This is a genomic window from Pedobacter cryoconitis (genome assembly GCF_001590605.1).
Lineage (GTDB): Bacteria > Bacteroidota > Bacteroidia > Sphingobacteriales > Sphingobacteriaceae > Pedobacter > Pedobacter cryoconitis_A.
Genome location: NZ_CP014504.1, coordinates 4,167,254 through 4,184,127, shown reverse-complemented (window position 1 = coordinate 4,184,127; position 16,874 = coordinate 4,167,254). Strand labels below are relative to the sequence as shown.

Genomic DNA, 16,874 nt, shown 5'->3' with positions numbered 1-16,874 from the left:
ATTTGTATATCTGTTAATCTTATTGTTATATTGTAGGTGAATTAAAAATAACTTAAATGAAATTAAATACCAGAATAAGTGATCTCTGTAAAAATATCTTCATTAGTGCAATTCAAGACTATCACTACAAAAATGAAATTGACCAGTCAGTGGAAAACCCTTATCCTATTCATACTCTTGAGCACTTGTTGTACCTCAAGTGCTGGATAGACTTGGTTCAATGGCATATGGAAGATGAAGTTCGTAACCCATTGATAGATCCAGCTTTAGGCTTAGATTGGAAACGCAAAATTGATGCTTCCAATCAAAAAAGAACAAACCTTGTAGAGGAAATTGATGATTATTTTTATTCTAAATATTTTCAAATCAATCCTAAAGGAAACGCCAGAATCAATACAGAAAGCCCGGCTTGGGCGATTGACAGATTATCCATTCTTTCTTTGAAAATCTATCACATGAAAGAAGAAGCAATAAGAATAGATGCAACAGAACAACATGTGTTTAATTGTGAGGAAAAACTACGTATTTTATTAGTCCAAGACGTTGATCTTTGCCATAGTCTAAATGAATTATTAAATGATATTGAGGAGGGAAGGAAGATTATGAAAGTTTATAAGCAAATGAAGATGTATAACGATGCTGATCTAAACCCTATTCTATACAAAAGAGGAGTATGAACTGGAATTCTGAATTTATTCAAGCTAATTGCATAGAGGGATATAATCTTATAATGGAGTTCGCGTTGATTTGATTGCTATTCTGCAACGTTATTGCATATGTCATTATATGGTCTATATTTGCAGGCGTTAACAAAAAAATTGAGCAGATATGAGCATAGCTACCGTTATATGGAATCCCGGTGATTCAATAATAGATTTAGGATTTTTTGCATTAAAGTATTATTCTTTGTTTTTCCTTCTTGCATTTGTTTCCAGCTATATTGTATTGAAGAAACAATTTATTAAATATGGAATTGATGTTGAACTCATGGATTCTTTAACCATATATGTTGTTTTAGGAACGCTTATCGGCGCACGCCTCGGTCATGTTCTGTTTTATGATTTTGCTTATTTTTCTCAGCATCCATTAGAAGCAGTTCTTCCTGTTACGTTTACGCCACATTTCCGTATTACAGGTTTCCTTGGGCTGGCGAGTCATGGTGGTGGAATAGGAATTATGTTGAGCTTAATCTTGTTTAGCAGAAAGTTCAAAGTGAAATTGTGGTTTCTGTTGGATCAGGTAGCATTGGTAGTACCACTGGCTGGTACTTTTATCCGGTTGGGTAATTTAATGAATTCAGAGATTATTGGCAAGCCAACTGAGGTGAGCTGGGCTTTTGTTTTTCTCAGAGATGATAATATTCCACGCCATCCAGCACAATTATATGAAGCTATCGCTTATTTGTTAATCTTTGGCTTTGTTTACCTGATGATGAAGAAATATCCGAGAGCTTATGGGTTTTATTTTGGAATGGTCATCTTTTTGATCTTCTGTTTCAGGATTGCGATTGAATTTATCAAAGAAGATCAATCTGCTTTTGAAGCAGGCATGCTTTTGAATATGGGCCAGTTGCTGAGTATTCCATTCATTTTAACGGGTATGGTTATTATGTACCTTAAAAGGGGAGAAGAAGAGCAGAGGCCGATGAAAGAAGAAGTAACGAAATTGAAAACTGCTAAGCAATAGCAGTTTTCAATTTCGTTCTGTTATTAAACAATGAGGTGAGTAACATACACAGTAAAAATCCGCCGAAGGCTAATCCTGCACCTACATATTGTGGAGAGGTAAAACCATAGGCTGCAATTGGCATACCGCCTAAAAATGCGCCTAAAGCATTTCCTGTATTTGCACTTGCCTGCATAGAAGAAGAGGCTAACATTTCTGCTCCTTTTGCTGCACCGATCATGAGCATTTGCATGGGGGCAATAACTGCGAAGGCTAGTGCTCCTGTAATGAAGGTCAATAAGATGGCTGCAATTTTAATGTGACTCAATAAGGCAACAAGAATAAGGGTAACGATCATAGCCAGTAATAAATAGCTGGTTGTTTTGAGTGGTGAAAACTTGTCTGCCAGACGGCCTCCAATGAAGTTCCCAACCGCCATTCCTAAACCTGCAATGACCATGATTGGAGTGATCATATTGCTGCTGAAATGTGCGACTTCGGTCATTAGTGGTGCGATATAACTGATCCAGGCAAATAAGCCTCCTGTTCCTATTGCAGAAATTCCGATAATGATCCAGAGTTCTGGTTTTTTAAATACTTTAAGACTGTCTGAAAATTTGGTTTCTGATTGTGATGGGAGTACTGGTAACCATAATTTGATACTTGCTGCGGTGATCAGGGCAATGACAGAGACTAAAAGGAAGGAGATCCTCCAGCTCACATTATGGCCGATAAATGTACCCAGAGGTACACCAATTATATTGGCTATCGTAAGACCGGCAAACATAACCGATACTGATTTGGCTTCGCTTCCCGGATCTGCTAATCTGCTGGCGACTACCGCGCCGATACCAAAAAATGCACCATGTGGTAAGCCAACCAGGAAGCGTGCTGCAAGCAGAAGCCCGTAAGTAGGAGCAAAGCTGAACAAGATGTTACCGCTGGCTACGGTAATCATCAGTCCGATCAAAACCTTTTTAGGAGGATATTTGCCAAGGACGGCAACCATTACCGGAGCTCCGATAATCACACCCAGTGCATAAATAGAGATTAAGTTCCCTGCTGAGGGAATACTAATGCTGAGGGTTTTAGCGACATCCGGCAAAACCCCCATCATCATGAATTCTGTCATTCCCAGGCTGATACCACCCAGGCAAAGTGTGATCAGGCTTATTTTTGTGTTAGTAATTAACTTCAGTAATTTCATATTGGCCGCAAAGATAAGATTGTTAGGGCCAATTGCATTGGTTTACAGATTTATATGATATGGATATGAAATTTCTATCAGATCTTCTATCAGCTGATCCCAGTCTTCGAGGTCGTTAACCAAAGAACAAACCATCTCTTTAGTTAGTGGTTCCTGGTTAAAAATCCTGGTTACGGTATCTAGGGGAATTCCACTTTCTACATAACTTCCTTTAAAATAATCAGCTGCCCATTTAACATAAGTAGCAGGTTTTGCGTCCAGCGGGCTAAGCAGTTCTGCTGAATGGTCGTCGTTTTCGGCAGGGATCCCTGTTTTCCAGGGCTGACCGTTTAGTTGCCATACTGAAAATGTTGTTCCGGCGGAATTTACAGGTTCCCCAAAAATGAATTCATGGAATACTTCAGGAAGCTGATCAGTTAATTTGTCTTTTTCCCCTTGTGCTGTTTCAGAGAAATAACCATTAATTACGGCTCCTTCATTTCTGAATAAAACCAGTAGCTGATCACCTTCTCCGTTGCGCATTTCAAAAAATTCCTCATCCTCGCTCCATTGACTATTATAAGAGTAGTAACGGTAAGTCCAGTCCTGACAAAGTATGGCATCCAATACGGCCATAGCTTTGCAGGCGGATTGTAGTTTTTTGTTGTCTGGCAACAATTGAAGGTCTGATGTATTGATCATAAATATTTAAATAGGGTTTCTAACCCTGAATTCCTTTTTTGCCCTCCACAGAGATATCTGATCCTTCTGCCAGCATCACTGAAACTGGTTGCTGATGGTTCAGACAGTCAAATTGCGGACCATAAGTATGTGCAAAATCTACTGCAATTTTAAATTCTTTAACTTTATATTGTGCCCATTTAGGGTGTTTTACTTCGTATTCATTAGTTTGTGTTTCATTACATTTGGTATAACCCCAATAATGTCCGGTAATGAATTCGGCTTCACTGTCCGGTAAAATTTCAGACAAGGCTTTGTTCGCTTTTACAGAGAAGACCTGCCATTCATTTTTACACCGCCAGCTATATTCTACTTCCCGCTCATCCTCAGTTTCAGACCACTTGTGGGTCATCGGCATGGCTTCATAATGTTCATGATAAACGGTATTAGCTACTACGGAAAGTGCAAATTTAGGGACTATTTCCTTAATGAAGACTACGCCGCGTTTGACGGTGTCGCCTTCTGTGTACTTCACGTAGAAACGCAGGTTAACTTCTTCAAAATTGGCATGAAAAGGAACGCTGAAGCCCAGTAGTTTAGTGTTTTTAAAAAGGAAACCTATTAAACTTACATAACAGGTGTCATTCCAAATGTCCAGTTCCGTACCTGCTGGCAAGTAAGGGCGTAGGATTTCTTGATCGATGGCATAATTAGCAATTGCTAACTTTCTCCATTCTGCGGTTAAAAAGCTCATTAAAGGTTTGGTCTAAATTGATTGATAGACCAAAGTACTAAACCTAAATGATATTGAGGTACTAACATTGAAATAACCTGTCATTGGAATTTCACTATTTCGGCATTATTTCACTTTTTTTAGTTAGAAGACAGTGAATGAGTGACTTGTTTAATCACTAATTGTCCCTCATTTATTTTAACATATCCATAATTATAACAGTAAATGCATATTTCTCCATTTTGTTCATTTAATTGGTGTGTAAAAAAGGTAAAATTGAAACCAGCTGCAGAAAGCAGATGAGGTGTTGAGATTCTGATTCCTTGTCCAACTAATTTTTCCAGAATATTGGCGTTTTTTCTCAGAATACTGTTGATCTTTTTGAAATCCTGCTCCCGGTCCCTATTGATATCATTGTTATAATGACACCGGCAATAATCATCACAAAATTTTTTATCTGTACGCCCTTTGAGTATAGTTCCACAATCCTGGCAATATTTCATCAACGCAAATTAATTCGTTTTTGTTAGTTTGTGGTTAAATATTTCTCTTTTTAATATTTAGTTACCCGATAATAAACGTTTAATGAACGACTAATAGATGTTCTTCTTCTCATATTTGATTTAATGGCAGGAGGATTTCTTTTACTGTGGAGAATATTCATGTGTTGCCATGATTTTAGAACTGATTGTGGACAAGAGGTGTCTGCTGCTTAAAAATTGAAATATGGATAGAGTAAGAAATAATGTACGTTTAACTGGTTATGCAGCTACGGATCCGGTAATTGTAAGTTTTGTTACAGGGAAAAAGATGGCCAGGATAAGTATTGGAGTACATGAGTTTTTCAAAAATGGTTTAGGAGAAGCAGTAGATCAAACTCAATGGTTTAATCTGATTTTCTGGAATCAAAAAGTGGAACTTGTGGAAAATATCGTGAAAAAGGGGATGGCCATGCAGGTTGAAGGGAAATTGAGTGCTCAGACTTATACAGATAAGAATGGTGATCAGAGATACACAACCGAAATCATAATCCATAAGCTTGAAGTAGTTGACAAGTATGAATTATAAGGTGACTATTCCCTCTGTCTGATGGAGATGGAGGGAATAGTTTTTTCAAAAATGAATATTTAATCCGGCATAGAAACTTCTTGTTGCAGCAGGATTGAAATATCTTCCTCCGGCAGCATTCAGATCGTTACCAAGGCTGTAATTTTGATTGAGCAGATTGTCTGCACCAGCAAAGATTTCTACCTGGGTGTTTGCGATATGTAGTCCTTTCCATCCTATTTTACTTTGTACCAGATGGTAGTCTCTGGCATAAATGGTATTGGCATCGGTTAGCGGAATTCTTGAGGTATAGTTGTGCTGGAGGAAAATATAGAATCCTTTTGGCAGCTGAAGGTCTATCGAGGTAACAATTATGTTTTTGGGTACACCAGTGAGATTTCTCCCGGAAAGGTCTACGGTACGGTCCAGATAATGATCGAATTTAAAACGGCTCAGTGTATAGGCACTTTTAATTGACAGTCCTCTTATTGCAGTATTTTTATTTGGCAGGATCAACCAGGCTGAGGCTGACGCTTCAAGTCCCCATTGCTTTGTTCCGCCTGCATTAATGAAAAACTCTGTCGCATTTTCGTTTAGTCTGCGGACTATCGCGTTTTTTAGCTGATAATAAAAACCATTAAGATCCAGGGATATCCTGCGATTTTCTGTCTGGTATCTAATCCCTGTTTCATAATTCCATCCGCTCTCTGGTTGCAGGTCGATATTGATCACATTGTCAGATGCCCTTATTTCTGCAAGTGTTGGTGGTGAATAACCCCGGCTAACGGATCCGCGTAACGATAGCTCTTTATTTAGCAAGTAGGAGAGTGCTGCTCTTGGCATAAACTGCAAGTCAAAGTTCTTGGTTTTCTGAGGGGCTGGAACAGGGGCTATCCGTTCATATTTATACTGATATAAGTTTCCGCTGACTGAGAATTCGAGTAAAAGTTTCTGAAAGATATCCACATTTAAATGTGCATAACTAAAATTTGTTGCAGCTTTTAACCGGTCTGAAGCTTGTAAGTTGCCTGGAATTCCGTAGTCATTATCTCTGTTATTGATGTTTGAAGCCGTTTTTGCAGCTTCTAAACCTAAATTAGCTCTCCAGGTTATATCTTCTGATTTTTTAAAGTATTCCACATATGTCCGGATTCCAATTGTGAATTCTTTACGGTGTTCATAATTTGTAAGGAATGGATTCTTGAAATCTGTATAAGAAGTAAAAGCAGAAAGGACATGTTTAAACTTTGAATTCAATTGCCAGTTGTTCGTTACGCCTGCATAAAATGTCTTGCTGTAAATCCCTGCTTGCTGCTCTGCCGGACTTCTGGTTTTTCCAAATGCCGGTCTTGCTGCTTTTGGGTTTAATTCATATTCTGCAGCTGTTAGCCCTCCCGGGGTTTCATATTGCAAGTCACTGTAAAATAATAGAGCTGTCAGATTTGATTTGGGTGCATAGTCCAATTTTTGATGTATCTGGAAGTATTTCCTTTCCATTTTGCTATGGTCCCGGAAACCATCGCTTCTCTGATAAGACTGGTTAATGCTGAGGGTGTAATTTTTCCATCTTTTACCTAAATTCAAATTTTCATGGAATAAGCCAAATGAGCCACCAGTAAGATTTAATGAAAACTGGGTGCTGTCTGTAGTCAGCGTATTGGGAGCTATTAATACAACGCCTCCTGAATTGGCGCCATAAATACTACTCTGAGGACCTTTCAATACCTGAATATTTTGTATGCCGGATAGGTCGAGTGCATTCAGATAGCTATTGCCACCTGCATCAGTCAGGGGAAATTCATCGAAGTAAATCTTCACATTCCTGATTCCGAAGGGAGAACGTAACAAGCTTCCTCTTATAGATAACCTGTAGCTTCCCGGAGAACGTTCTTCCATGCGCACTCCTGGTATGGTATTTACAGCAGTGACCAAGGAGCTGTTCGGTTGCTGATCAAGCACTTTTCTATCTAAAATAGCAACAGCCCCTGTTGTTCTTAACAAGGGCTGTACTGTGAAATAAGGCCGGATAACGACTTCTTCAAGTTTCTTGGTTGTATCTGGTTTAATTTGACTAAAGCCCGTTAAAGTTAAGGTCAGAAGCAAGAGCGTAATGAATTGCTTCATCTATTTGGCTGCGACTCTCCAAACCACACCACTTACATCATCTGCAACCAATAGTGCACCATCATTTGCAACAGCTACACCAACCGGGCGGCCATAAACTTCACCTTTAGCTTCATCCGCAATGAAACCTGTTAGGAAATCTTCTAATTTTCCGGCTGGCTTCCCGTCTTTAAAAGGAATAAAAGCTACTTTGTAACCTGCTAATACGGAGCGGTTCCATGAGCCATGCTGACCAATGAAAGCTCCGTTCTGGTATTTTTCAGGAAACTTTTTCGCTGTATAAAATGTCAGCCCTAAAGATGCGGTATGTGAACCCACTGCGACATCAGGAACAAGAGCAGCTTTAACCAGCTCAGGATGCTGACCTTTTAATCTCGGATCTTCGTTCTGACCGTAATAAGAATATGGCCAGCCGTAAAAGCATCCTGGCTTAACACTGGTGATATAATCAGGTACAAGATCGTCTCCAAGTCCATCACGCTCATTCACTGCAGTCCATAATACATTGGTAACGGGTGCCCATGCTACACCTACAGGATTTCTTAATCCTGCTGCATATATTTTTTCACCAGTTCCGTCAAGATTGACTTCCAGAATATTAGCACGGCGTACTTCGTGTTCCATGCCATTTTCACCTGCATTACTTCCAGATCCTACTGTAATATATATTTTAGAATGATCAGCATTTGTAATCAGGTTTCTTGTCCAGTGATTGTTATATCCACCAGCTGGCAGCTCCACAATTTTTTTGCCTTTTGCCGTAATTTTGGTGTCACCAGTTTTGTAAGGATATATATACAGGCCGTCAGTATTGGCTACATAAAATGAGTTACCAATAATCAAAACACCGTAAGGCTGATCCAGTCCAGACAAAAACGTGGTCTGCAAATCAAATTTACCATCCTTATTAGTGTCTCTGAACAAGATTACGGTGTTTGCGCTTGAGCCGCTTACTTCTGCTTTGTCTTTGCCAGTTAAAGCATTGGCAATTTTCTCTTTGGTGTTACGCTCAGAGTTAGAAAGTACAACTAATATATCACCGTTAGGAGCTACATAAATGTTTCTTGGACTTTTGATATTTCCTGCAAACTTAGTAACGGTAAACCCTGCAGGTGCTACAGGTGTTTTTTCTGCTGGCCATCCTATTACTTTACTGAATTTGGTTTTCGAAGCGCCGGTATCTGGCGCCGGTAGGTTCAGCGCATTTGTAGTGGTATCAGTAGGCACTGTATCTGTCTTTGTTGTCGTTTTTGTTTGCGAATTACAAGAAAGTATGAATGGGACAGTACTCAGCAGGAGAAGATATCTTTTCATTGGAATCTGGTTTTTAAGAGTGCATATATTAAATTAATGATAATCAGGTGCTTGCTAAAGCTATTTTGTTAACAAGTTAATCGAAAGGATGTTTTATGAAAAAAATATATTTCAATGTGATTTGTGAATTTAAGTATTAAAGTTGTTTTAGCTATTATAGGGGGCATAAAAAAGTCCTGCTCAATGAAGAACAGGACTTTTTAAAATAAAAATTAGACTACGTCAGTAATTAAGCTAGTTTCGATTGTAAGTTCTCATCAATCGCAGCTAAGAATTCTTCAGTGTATAAGTAGTGTTTACCATGCTCTACTTTGTTACCATGGATACAAACAGCTAAATCTTTAGTCATTTTTCCACTTTCAACAGTTTCAATACAAACTTGCTCTAAAGCGTGACAGAAGTTGATTAATGGTTGATTGTTATCTAATACACCTCGGAATTCCAATCCTCTTGTCCATGCAAAGATAGAAGCAATAGGGTTGGTAGAAGTTGGTTTACCAGCCTGGTGATCACGGTAGTGACGGGTCACTGTACCATGCGCTGCTTCAGCTTCCATAGTTTTTCCATCTGGTGTAACTAATACTGAAGTCATTAGGCCTAATGAACCGAATCCTTGTGCAACTGTATCTGACTGAACGTCTCCGTCATAGTTTTTACAAGCCCAAACAAAGTTACCATTCCATTTCAAGGCAGAAGCTACCATGTCATCGATTAAACGGTGCTCATAAGTAATGCCTGCTTCTTTAAATTTAGCTAAGAAGTCATTTTCATAAATCTCCTGGAAGATATCTTTGAAACGACCATCATATTTTTTAAGAATAGTGTTTTTTGTAGATAAGTATAAAGGCCATTTTTTGATTAATGCCTGGTTGAAACAAGCATGTGCAAAACCACGGATACTCTCATCAGTGTTGTACATTGCTAAAGCAACACCGTCACCTTGGAAATTATATACATCAAATGACTGAACTTCACCACCGTCTTCAGGAGTGAATGTCAAAGTTAATTTACCTTTTCCTTTAGTTACTAAATCAGTAGCACGGTATTGGTCACCAAAAGCATGACGGCCGATACAGATCGGTGCAGTCCAGTTTGGCACTAAACGAGGAACATTGCTCATCACAATTGGCTCACGGAAAACAGTACCATCTAAGATATTACGGATGGTTCCGTTTGGTGATTTCCACATTTGTTTTAAATTAAATTCTTTTACGCGGTCTTCATCAGGAGTAATGGTAGCACATTTAATACCTACACCGTATTTTTTAATGGCTTCAGCTGAATCAATAGTTACCTGATCGTTAGTCTCATCACGGTATTCTATACCAAGATCATAATATTTGATATCAAGATCAAGATAAGGTAAAATCAGTTTATCCTTAATGAATTTCCAGATGATACGGGTCATCTCATCACCATCTAACTCTACAACTGGCTGGTCTACTTTAATTTTTTGTACAGACATATTATGGTTTCAATTTTAACTTTATAAAAAAACAAAGATATAAATTTTGAGTTTATAGCCTCATTTTCGCGTAAATTACCAAAACAAATGAAGATTAAGTAACGTTATATTGACATAAAACATTAAGCTATGGTTACAGACGCAAATAATGCAGGTGAAGGTAAAGGATCTGGAGATAAACTTCATAATTCTGACTTAGGAGAGACAAAAGATTTTAACCAGTTATCTTTTGACAAAGAGAAAAATAGTTATGAACTTGATGTAAAAGGTCCGGATAAGGATTATGATCATCCGCTTCCATACGATACTACAGCAGAGAATGGCGGGGATGAAAATTCAGATTACGATGAGGCCAATCCTTATGTAGGAGATGAGTACGCGACCCAGGCAGAAAAGAGAAAAGCTGAGCTGGATAATCAGGGGATGCATATTGACAACGGAAATATTGTAGAAGTCAATGCTGAAGATGAGTTTTTAGCCAGAACACCAGAAGATGAACGTACAGATCTGGATGAAGAAGGCTATCCGAAAAATGATGAGCCTGAATTAAGGTAACAGATCCAGATTGAGGCGTTTACGCATGTCTTCCAGTTTAGGATTCTTTTCTAAAAGGTAATGGTATTTTTCAATGCTGGTGTATAACCGGTTTTCAATCTTATTTTCTACCCTTTTAGTAACGATTCCTACACTGTAATTCTTTAGTCTGGTCCTCAGGAAATTCAGAAATTCTACCAGCTCATTCTGAAGGATACTTTCCTGTGCGAGGTTAGTAATACATACTGTGATTTGTTCGGGACTGGTTAGCTCCGGATCATTTGTAGTCAGTATAGTATAGAAGTTGATTTTATTTTCTTCTTTAATCTTTTGTATATATTCTTTCCAGAGTACCATTAACTCTTCATGAGTGAATGGTTCCTTCTCTTCACCAAATACGAATTTTGGTTCATTACTTTCTATACCACCGGCTGCGTTGGTAAGGGAGGTAAGAGATGGTATCATCGTTCCTCCAGTCATATTTCCTAAAGGATTCGGCTTTAAAGCAATTTTATTAACAGAATTCAGATTAGGGGTTACTGAAGCCCGGCTAACTTCAGCAGGAATAACCGGAGGTATTGAAGGAGCTGGTTTAACAGGCGTTTCTACTGGTTTAGCGGACATTCCTGCAGGAGGTGGCAGAGGCTCAGGCCTTTCCACATTCACTACAGGTGCAGTTTTTACATCAGTTTTTTTTTTAGTCTGATCTGTGTCAGTTGCTGTTGTGGATGCAGTATGGGGCAGTTGTGCGAGTTGCAGGACTGATGGAATATGACACATCTTAATCAGTGCCAATTCAACTTGCAGCCGCTGATTTTTGCTGTTCTTATAGGTAAGATCACACTGATTAGCCAGGTTAAGTGCCGTAAGAATAAACGATACTTGTATTTCCTGACTTTGTGTAATATATTTCTGTTTAATATTCTCGCTGACTTCCAGTAGTTTTACTGTTTGCGGATCTTTGCTGACTAATAGATTCCGGAGATGACTTGCCAGCCCATTAATGAAATTGTTTCCATCAAAACCATTGTTCAGAATCTCATCGAATAAGACCAGTGCTAAACTTACGTCTGCATGGTTAAGATATTGAGTTAGCTTAAAATAGTAGTCATAATCCAGAATATTCAGATTATCGATTACAGCTTTATAAGTCAGGTTCTTATTGGTATAACTTACAATCTGATCAAACATAGAGAGTGCATCGCGTAAACCACCATCTGCTTTTTGGGCAATAATATGCAGCCCATCTGCTTCTACAGTAATTTGTTCACGGATAGCAATCTTATTCAGGTGACTGGAAATATCATCTACCTGGATCCTGTTGAAGTCAAAAATCTGACAACGTGAAAGGATAGTTGGTAAGATTTTATGCTTTTCTGTTGTTGCCAGTATAAATATGGCATAAGAAGGCGGCTCTTCCAATGTTTTCAGAAACGCGTTAAATGCATTTGCAGAAAGCATGTGAACCTCATCTATAATATAAATTTTGTATTTACCAGCTTGAGGAGGGATACGGACCTGCTCAATCAGGCTGCGTATGTCGTCTACTGAGTTGTTAGATGCAGCATCCAGCTCATGAAAGTTGAATGAGTGACCAGTCTGAAATGAAACACATGATTCACAAGTTCCGCAGGCTTCAACATCAATCGTTAAATTAGTACAGTTAATTGTCTTGGCAAGGATCCTTGCACAAGTTGTTTTACCCACTCCCCTTGGCCCGCAAAAAAGAAATGCCTGGGCGAGCTGATTATTTTTGATCGCATTTTTTAAAGTTCCGGTAATGTGGTTTTGTCCTACAACAGTTTCAAACGTTGCTGGACGATACTTACGGGCCGAGACAATAAAATTTTCCATTTCACTGCGAAATTATAAAATTTTTATGGAGCAGAAGGGATTTTGGGCAAAATAAAATGAACCCGACATGATTACGGGAGTTATCTGGAACTTTAGTGGGAATTAGCTTTCTTTTATTTTATTTTTAGAAATACATAATTATTAAAATTAGTTAAATCTAATTTATTAGATTTGCTGAAACTAAAAATACATTGTGATTATGCTAAAACTAATATTTAAAGGATTCATGCTCATTTTGTTTCTGCTTTTTTCTGTCAGGGGGATGGCGCAGGACATAGAAATTTCCGGCGTAATTAAAGATGTCAATAGCAATGAAGCTATCGGGGGAAGTACTATAAAGCTCAAAAATTCTAAAAGATCTGCTGTTGCTGATCGGCAGGGGAGATTCAAATTAGCTGTTCCTCAGCAAAAAAATACTGGAAAACTTTTAATTTCTTACCTCGGATACAAATCAGACTCTATATCAATTGATACCAATAAGAAGTATTATGAAATATTATTGGATACAAAGTCAGATGCGCTGAATGAGGTCGTTGTAACAGGTGTTTCCAGAGCAACACTTACGAAAGAAAATCCGGTACCTATCGTATCGGTTTCTAAAAAGAAGATAGAGCAGTCTTCAGAAAGTAATATTATAGATGTTTTGGTAAGAAATGTACCAGGACTTAATGCTGTGAAAACAGGGCCTAATATTTCGAAACCTTTTATCAGGGGGCTTGGCTATAACAGGGTATTAACCTTATATGATGGAATTCGCCAGGAAGGGCAACAATGGGGTGATGAACACGGCATCGAAGTAGACGCCTATAATATTGAGCGTTCTGAAGTTATTAAAGGGCCGGCCAGTTTAATGTACGGCAGTGATGCGCTTGCTGGTGTAGTTAGCCTGATGTCTTCGATGCCAGGAATTGATGATGGTCTTTTGCATGGTAAGGTCTTGTCTGAATACCAAAGTAATAATGGTTTGATTGGAAATGGTGTTGGACTGTTTTATTCGAAAAATCATTGGGCTTTTGCATTGCGGGGTTCTTATCGTATCGCTAAAAATTACAGCAATGCTATAGATGGGAGAGTTTACAATACGGGATTCAGAGAAACAAATGCTTCTGGTACAGTTCGTTATCAGACAAGTAAAGGTAATTCCACACTTAATCTGACTCTTTACGATAATATTCAAGGGATTCCTGACGGCAGTCGTGATTCGCTGACCAGGAAATTTACACATCAAATCTATGAGGGGGATCTGGATGATATTAAGAACCGTCCCATTGTTTCTGATGCACTATTAAATTCTTATGCGCTTAGTCCTTTGCATCAGCATATTCAACATTACCGTATTTATAACAATAACCATTATGCGCTTGGTGAAGGGGATATTGATGTAATGTTAGCTTTCCAGCAAAACATCCGAAGAGAGTATAATCATCCGACTATGCCAGATCAGGCGGGAATGTTTGTGAGGTTAAATACCTTAAATTATGGCGTAAAATACAATGCGCCTAAAATATTAAACACGGAATTTACTTTTGGTATAAATGGAATGTACCAGAACAATTTAAATAAGAATGCAACCGATTTTCCTATCCCAGACTATAGCTTGTTTGATGCAGGAGCCTATGTGTTTGCAAAATGGAAATATGATAGATGGACAATCGGTGGTGGTGTGAGGTCTGATCTCCGTTATTTAAAGGCAAATGATTTTTATACTTCAACAAATGCACAAACAGGTTTTGGTCAGCATGTTTCCCCTGAAGAAGATCCAAATGCAAATTTGCAGTTCCCTTCTTTTGATAAATCTTTTGGAGGGATCTCACTGAGTTTAGGAACGACTTATCAATTGAATGATCAGGTTAGTTTGAAAGCTAATATTGCCAGAGGGTACCGTGCACCAAGTATTACGGAATTTGCTTCTAATGGGCTAGATCCTGGTGCACATATTATTTACTTAGGAAACCGGGATTTCAAGCCTGAGTTCTCTTTGCAGGAAGATATTGGTGCAGATATTACACTTAAAGATTTATCTATGTCGTTTAGTGTTTTCAATAATAATATTCAGAATTATATTTACCTGAGCCAGTTACTGGATGCTGCAGGAAATCCGATTATCAGTGCCCAGGGAGATAAAACTTATCAATATCAGCAGTCGTCTGCGCAGCTTTATGGATTTGAGACTACTTTTAATCTTCACCCGGAATCATGGAAAGGCTTTTCATTTGATAATTCATTTTCAATGATTTATGGATTTAATAGAAAAGTGATATTCAAAGATAAGAAAGCAGGAGGGGAGTATTTACCACTTATTCCGCCTGTCAGGTTATTAAGTAGTATAAGTCAGGATATCAAACTTAATTCCAAATTGGTTCCGGCAATGAATTTTAGGGCAGAAGGTGAATATAATGGCGCGCAAAACCGTTATTTGGCATTGAATGATACAGAAACTGCTACCTCTTCCTATTTACTTTTTAATGTAGCTGCCGGAGCGACAATTAATTATTCAAAAAAACATCCGCTGCAGGTTCAAGTACAAGTCAATAATTTATTTAATGAAACTTATCAATCTAATTTAAGCCGGCTTAAATATTTTGAATATTACGAGCAGTCATCAAATGGATACAGAGGAATACAAGGCATGGGAAGGAGTATTGGTGTTAAAGTAATTTGTTCATTTTAAATATTAAATTTTCAAAAAGGTTACGAAATAGAGCATTAATATGCGGCGCTACCAGATTGGTGTTAATTACCTGTTTGGCAAGCTTTAAATGTTTTGAATTGTAGAAAATTATTCCTAAGTTTGCATCCCTGTTTAACACAGGATTTAACATAAAATAATCATAACAATGAATCAGTACGAAACTGTTATCGTTCTAACCCCGTTGTTGTCAGAAGAAGTTGCGAAAGAAGCATTAGCGAAATTCAGCAAAATCATCACTGACAGCGGTGCCGAAATTGTTCAAGAGGACAATTGGGGTTTGAGAAAATTAGCGTATCCGATTGAAAAAAAAGCAAGCGGATTTTTCCACCTTACAGAATACAAATCTTCAGGTGAATTAATTAACAAATTGGAATTAGAACTAAAACGCGATGAGCGTGTTCTTCGTTTCCTTACCATTAGATTAGACCGTCACGCGGTTGCTTATAATGAGAAGAAACGCAGTGGTGCTTTTAACAAAAAACCTAAGAAAGAGGAGGCTGCAGCATAATGGCTAAAGATCAGATACAATATGTTACCGCTCCAAAAGTGGACGATAACAGAAAAAAATATTGCCGTTTCAAAAAGAATGGTATTAAATATATTGATTATAAAGACGCAAACTTTTTGTTAAAATTCATCAATGATCAAGGTAAAATTTTACCTCGCCGCTTAACCGGTACTTCATTGAAATTTCAACGTAAAGTGGCTCAGGCGGTTAAACGTTCTCGCCACATTGGTTTGTTACCTTTCGTTGCTGACCAATTAAAATAAGAGCTGAACATGGAAATTATATTAAAACAGGACATCAAATCTCTTGGAGAGAAGGATGATATTGTAAACGTAAAGCCAGGTTACGGACGTAACTACCTTATCCCACAAGGATTCGGTGCTTTAGCTACTCCATCTGCTAAAAAAGTATTAGCAGAGAACTTAAAACAAGCAGCGTTTAAACAAGATAAAATTAAGAAAGATGCTGAAGGTATCGCAACTCGTTTAGCTGATGTTAAATTGAGTATCGGTGCTAAAGCTGGTGAAACTGGTAAAATCTTTGGTGCAGTAAACACTATTATGATTGCTGATGCATTAAAACAACAAGGTTTTGATGTTGACCGTCGCCGTATCACTTTCGAAACTGAACCTAAATTTGTTGGTGAATATATCGCTAACTTAAACTTACACAAAGAAGTGAAAGTTAAAGTTCCTTTCGCAGTTGTAGCTGAGTAATCTCATCTTAAACGAACATAAAAAAAGCGTTCCGATTATCGGAACGCTTTTTTTATGCTTTAAACTCTTCTTCTTTTAGATCTGTTTTCATCAATTACTTTCCTGATCTCTTTGATATCTTTTTTAGAGAAACCGTGAATTTCTACCTTATTGCCATTCACAAATAAGCGTAAAGTTGCAAATCCAATCATTGGGGAGTCGACCTCAATTGAAGTAATGTCTTCGTAATTCAGGTATTTAGAGTCTCCGCTAAATAAGCCCGGTACTTTTATTTCAATACTGTTTTCTTCTAAATAGATTTCTGCTGGAAAAACCTTGTTTCCCTCTGAGAGCCTTGATGCTGTAAACTTCATTT

Annotated in this window: 17 protein-coding genes; 8 read left to right on the top strand and 9 right to left on the bottom strand. The window is 38.0% G+C overall.

The annotated features are described in order from the left end of the window. The first annotated feature begins 56 nt into the window (after nt 1-56). Nucleotides 57-677, top strand: a complete 621-nt coding sequence (locus AY601_RS17385; protein WP_068403341.1) for a DUF4254 domain-containing protein — start codon at nt 57-59, stop codon at nt 675-677. 151 nt (nt 678-828) lie between these two features. Continuing rightward, nucleotides 829-1,686, top strand: a complete 858-nt coding sequence (lgt, locus tag AY601_RS17380; protein WP_084359329.1) for a prolipoprotein diacylglyceryl transferase — start codon at nt 829-831, stop codon at nt 1,684-1,686. On the opposite strand, the gene AY601_RS17375 is transcribed toward lgt, so the two are convergent. From AY601_RS17375 to AY601_RS17360, 4 genes are all read right to left on the bottom strand, one after another. Then, nucleotides 1,676-2,872 (bottom strand): MFS transporter, encoded by a 1,197-nt coding sequence (locus tag AY601_RS17375; RefSeq protein WP_068403339.1) that lies wholly within the window; start codon nt 2,870-2,872, stop codon nt 1,676-1,678. The genes lgt and AY601_RS17375 overlap by 11 nt on opposite strands. Before the next feature lie 42 nt (nt 2,873-2,914). After that, complete coding sequence (locus tag AY601_RS17370) at nt 2,915-3,553, bottom strand: hypothetical protein (protein ID WP_068403337.1); 639 nt, start codon at nt 3,551-3,553, stop codon at nt 2,915-2,917. Nucleotides 3,554-3,572: 19 nt separating this feature from the next. Then, a complete protein-coding gene (locus AY601_RS17365; RefSeq protein WP_068403335.1) occupies nt 3,573-4,286 on the bottom strand; it encodes a YqjF family protein in 714 nt (237 codons plus the stop codon). Nucleotides 4,287-4,405: 119 nt separating this feature from the next. After that, nucleotides 4,406-4,768: a hypothetical protein gene (locus tag AY601_RS17360; RefSeq protein WP_068403333.1), complete on the bottom strand. Its 363-nt coding sequence runs from the start codon at nt 4,766-4,768 to the stop codon at nt 4,406-4,408. A gap of 223 nt (nt 4,769-4,991) precedes the next feature. Here AY601_RS17360 and AY601_RS17355 point away from each other — a divergent pair, with 223 nt between their 5' ends. Then, nucleotides 4,992-5,333: a single-stranded DNA-binding protein gene (locus AY601_RS17355; RefSeq protein WP_068403331.1), complete on the top strand. Its 342-nt coding sequence runs from the start codon at nt 4,992-4,994 to the stop codon at nt 5,331-5,333. 45 nt (nt 5,334-5,378) lie between these two features. Here the strand turns inward: AY601_RS17355 and AY601_RS17350 are convergent, their stop codons facing one another. From AY601_RS17350 to AY601_RS17340, 3 genes are all read right to left on the bottom strand, one after another. Further along, nucleotides 5,379-7,436 (bottom strand): TonB-dependent receptor, encoded by a 2,058-nt coding sequence (locus tag AY601_RS17350; protein ID WP_068403329.1) that lies wholly within the window; start codon nt 7,434-7,436, stop codon nt 5,379-5,381. Beyond that, nucleotides 7,437-8,750, bottom strand: coding sequence for a PQQ-dependent sugar dehydrogenase (locus AY601_RS17345; protein WP_068403327.1), 1,314 nt, complete (start codon nt 8,748-8,750; stop codon nt 7,437-7,439). A 229-nt stretch (nt 8,751-8,979) separates the two neighbouring features. After that, nucleotides 8,980-10,215 carry an isocitrate dehydrogenase (NADP(+)) gene (locus tag AY601_RS17340; protein WP_068403325.1) on the bottom strand — a complete coding sequence of 412 codons (1,236 nt, stop codon included), beginning with the start codon at nt 10,213-10,215 and terminating at the stop codon, nt 8,980-8,982. 129 nt (nt 10,216-10,344) lie between these two features. On the opposite strand from AY601_RS17340, the gene AY601_RS17335 reads away from it, so the two are divergent. Beyond that, nucleotides 10,345-10,770 carry a hypothetical protein gene (locus AY601_RS17335; protein ID WP_068403323.1) on the top strand — a complete coding sequence of 142 codons (426 nt, stop codon included), beginning with the start codon at nt 10,345-10,347 and terminating at the stop codon, nt 10,768-10,770. On the opposite strand, the gene AY601_RS17330 is transcribed toward AY601_RS17335, so the two are convergent. Beyond that, nucleotides 10,762-12,603 (bottom strand): DNA polymerase III subunit gamma/tau, encoded by a 1,842-nt coding sequence (locus tag AY601_RS17330; protein ID WP_068403321.1) that lies wholly within the window; start codon nt 12,601-12,603, stop codon nt 10,762-10,764. The two genes, AY601_RS17335 and AY601_RS17330, sit on opposite strands and share 9 nt — an antisense overlap. Nucleotides 12,604-12,802: 199 nt before the next feature. On the opposite strand from AY601_RS17330, the gene AY601_RS17325 reads away from it, so the two are divergent. The 4 genes from AY601_RS17325 (at nt 12,803) to rplI (ending at nt 16,519) form a co-directional block, all read left to right on the top strand. Next, nucleotides 12,803-15,274, top strand: coding sequence for a TonB-dependent receptor (locus AY601_RS17325; protein WP_084359327.1), 2,472 nt, complete (start codon nt 12,803-12,805; stop codon nt 15,272-15,274). Between the two features lie 166 nt (nt 15,275-15,440). After that, nucleotides 15,441-15,803 (top strand): 30S ribosomal protein S6, encoded by a 363-nt coding sequence (rpsF, locus tag AY601_RS17320; RefSeq protein WP_037444035.1) that lies wholly within the window; start codon nt 15,441-15,443, stop codon nt 15,801-15,803. Then, complete coding sequence (gene rpsR, locus AY601_RS17315) at nt 15,803-16,066, top strand: 30S ribosomal protein S18 (RefSeq protein ID WP_008244392.1); 264 nt, start codon at nt 15,803-15,805, stop codon at nt 16,064-16,066. The genes rpsF and rpsR overlap by 1 nt, the downstream gene beginning before the upstream one ends. Before the next feature lie 9 nt (nt 16,067-16,075). Continuing rightward, entirely contained in the window at nt 16,076-16,519 is a 444-nt protein-coding gene (gene rplI, locus AY601_RS17310; RefSeq protein WP_068403319.1) for a 50S ribosomal protein L9, read from the top strand. 59 nt (nt 16,520-16,578) lie between these two features. On the opposite strand, the gene AY601_RS17305 is transcribed toward rplI, so the two are convergent. Beyond that, nucleotides 16,579-16,872 (bottom strand): hypothetical protein, encoded by a 294-nt coding sequence (locus tag AY601_RS17305; protein WP_068403317.1) that lies wholly within the window; start codon nt 16,870-16,872, stop codon nt 16,579-16,581. Between the last annotated feature and the right edge of the window lie 2 nt (nt 16,873-16,874).

Coding starts and splice junctions, on each gene's coding strand:
- AY601_RS17385 (WP_068403341.1), top strand. CDS start 57: ATGAAATTAAATACCAGAATAAGTGATCTCTGTAAAAATATCTTCATT.
- lgt (WP_084359329.1), top strand. CDS start 829: ATGAGCATAGCTACCGTTATATGGAATCCCGGTGATTCAATAATAGAT.
- AY601_RS17375 (WP_068403339.1), bottom strand. CDS start 2,872: ATGAAATTACTGAAGTTAATTACTAACACAAAAATAAGCCTGATCACA.
- AY601_RS17370 (WP_068403337.1), bottom strand. CDS start 3,553: ATGATCAATACATCAGACCTTCAATTGTTGCCAGACAACAAAAAACTA.
- AY601_RS17365 (WP_068403335.1), bottom strand. CDS start 4,286: ATGAGCTTTTTAACCGCAGAATGGAGAAAGTTAGCAATTGCTAATTAT.
- AY601_RS17360 (WP_068403333.1), bottom strand. CDS start 4,768: ATGAAATATTGCCAGGATTGTGGAACTATACTCAAAGGGCGTACAGAT.
- AY601_RS17355 (WP_068403331.1), top strand. CDS start 4,992: ATGGATAGAGTAAGAAATAATGTACGTTTAACTGGTTATGCAGCTACG.
- AY601_RS17350 (WP_068403329.1), bottom strand. CDS start 7,436: ATGAAGCAATTCATTACGCTCTTGCTTCTGACCTTAACTTTAACGGGC.
- AY601_RS17345 (WP_068403327.1), bottom strand. CDS start 8,750: ATGAAAAGATATCTTCTCCTGCTGAGTACTGTCCCATTCATACTTTCT.
- AY601_RS17340 (WP_068403325.1), bottom strand. CDS start 10,215: ATGTCTGTACAAAAAATTAAAGTAGACCAGCCAGTTGTAGAGTTAGAT.
- AY601_RS17335 (WP_068403323.1), top strand. CDS start 10,345: ATGGTTACAGACGCAAATAATGCAGGTGAAGGTAAAGGATCTGGAGAT.
- AY601_RS17330 (WP_068403321.1), bottom strand. CDS start 12,603: ATGGAAAATTTTATTGTCTCGGCCCGTAAGTATCGTCCAGCAACGTTT.
- AY601_RS17325 (WP_084359327.1), top strand. CDS start 12,803: ATGCTAAAACTAATATTTAAAGGATTCATGCTCATTTTGTTTCTGCTT.
- rpsF (WP_037444035.1), top strand. CDS start 15,441: ATGAATCAGTACGAAACTGTTATCGTTCTAACCCCGTTGTTGTCAGAA.
- rpsR (WP_008244392.1), top strand. CDS start 15,803: ATGGCTAAAGATCAGATACAATATGTTACCGCTCCAAAAGTGGACGAT.
- rplI (WP_068403319.1), top strand. CDS start 16,076: ATGGAAATTATATTAAAACAGGACATCAAATCTCTTGGAGAGAAGGAT.
- AY601_RS17305 (WP_068403317.1), bottom strand. CDS start 16,872: ATGAAGTTTACAGCATCAAGGCTCTCAGAGGGAAACAAGGTTTTTCCA.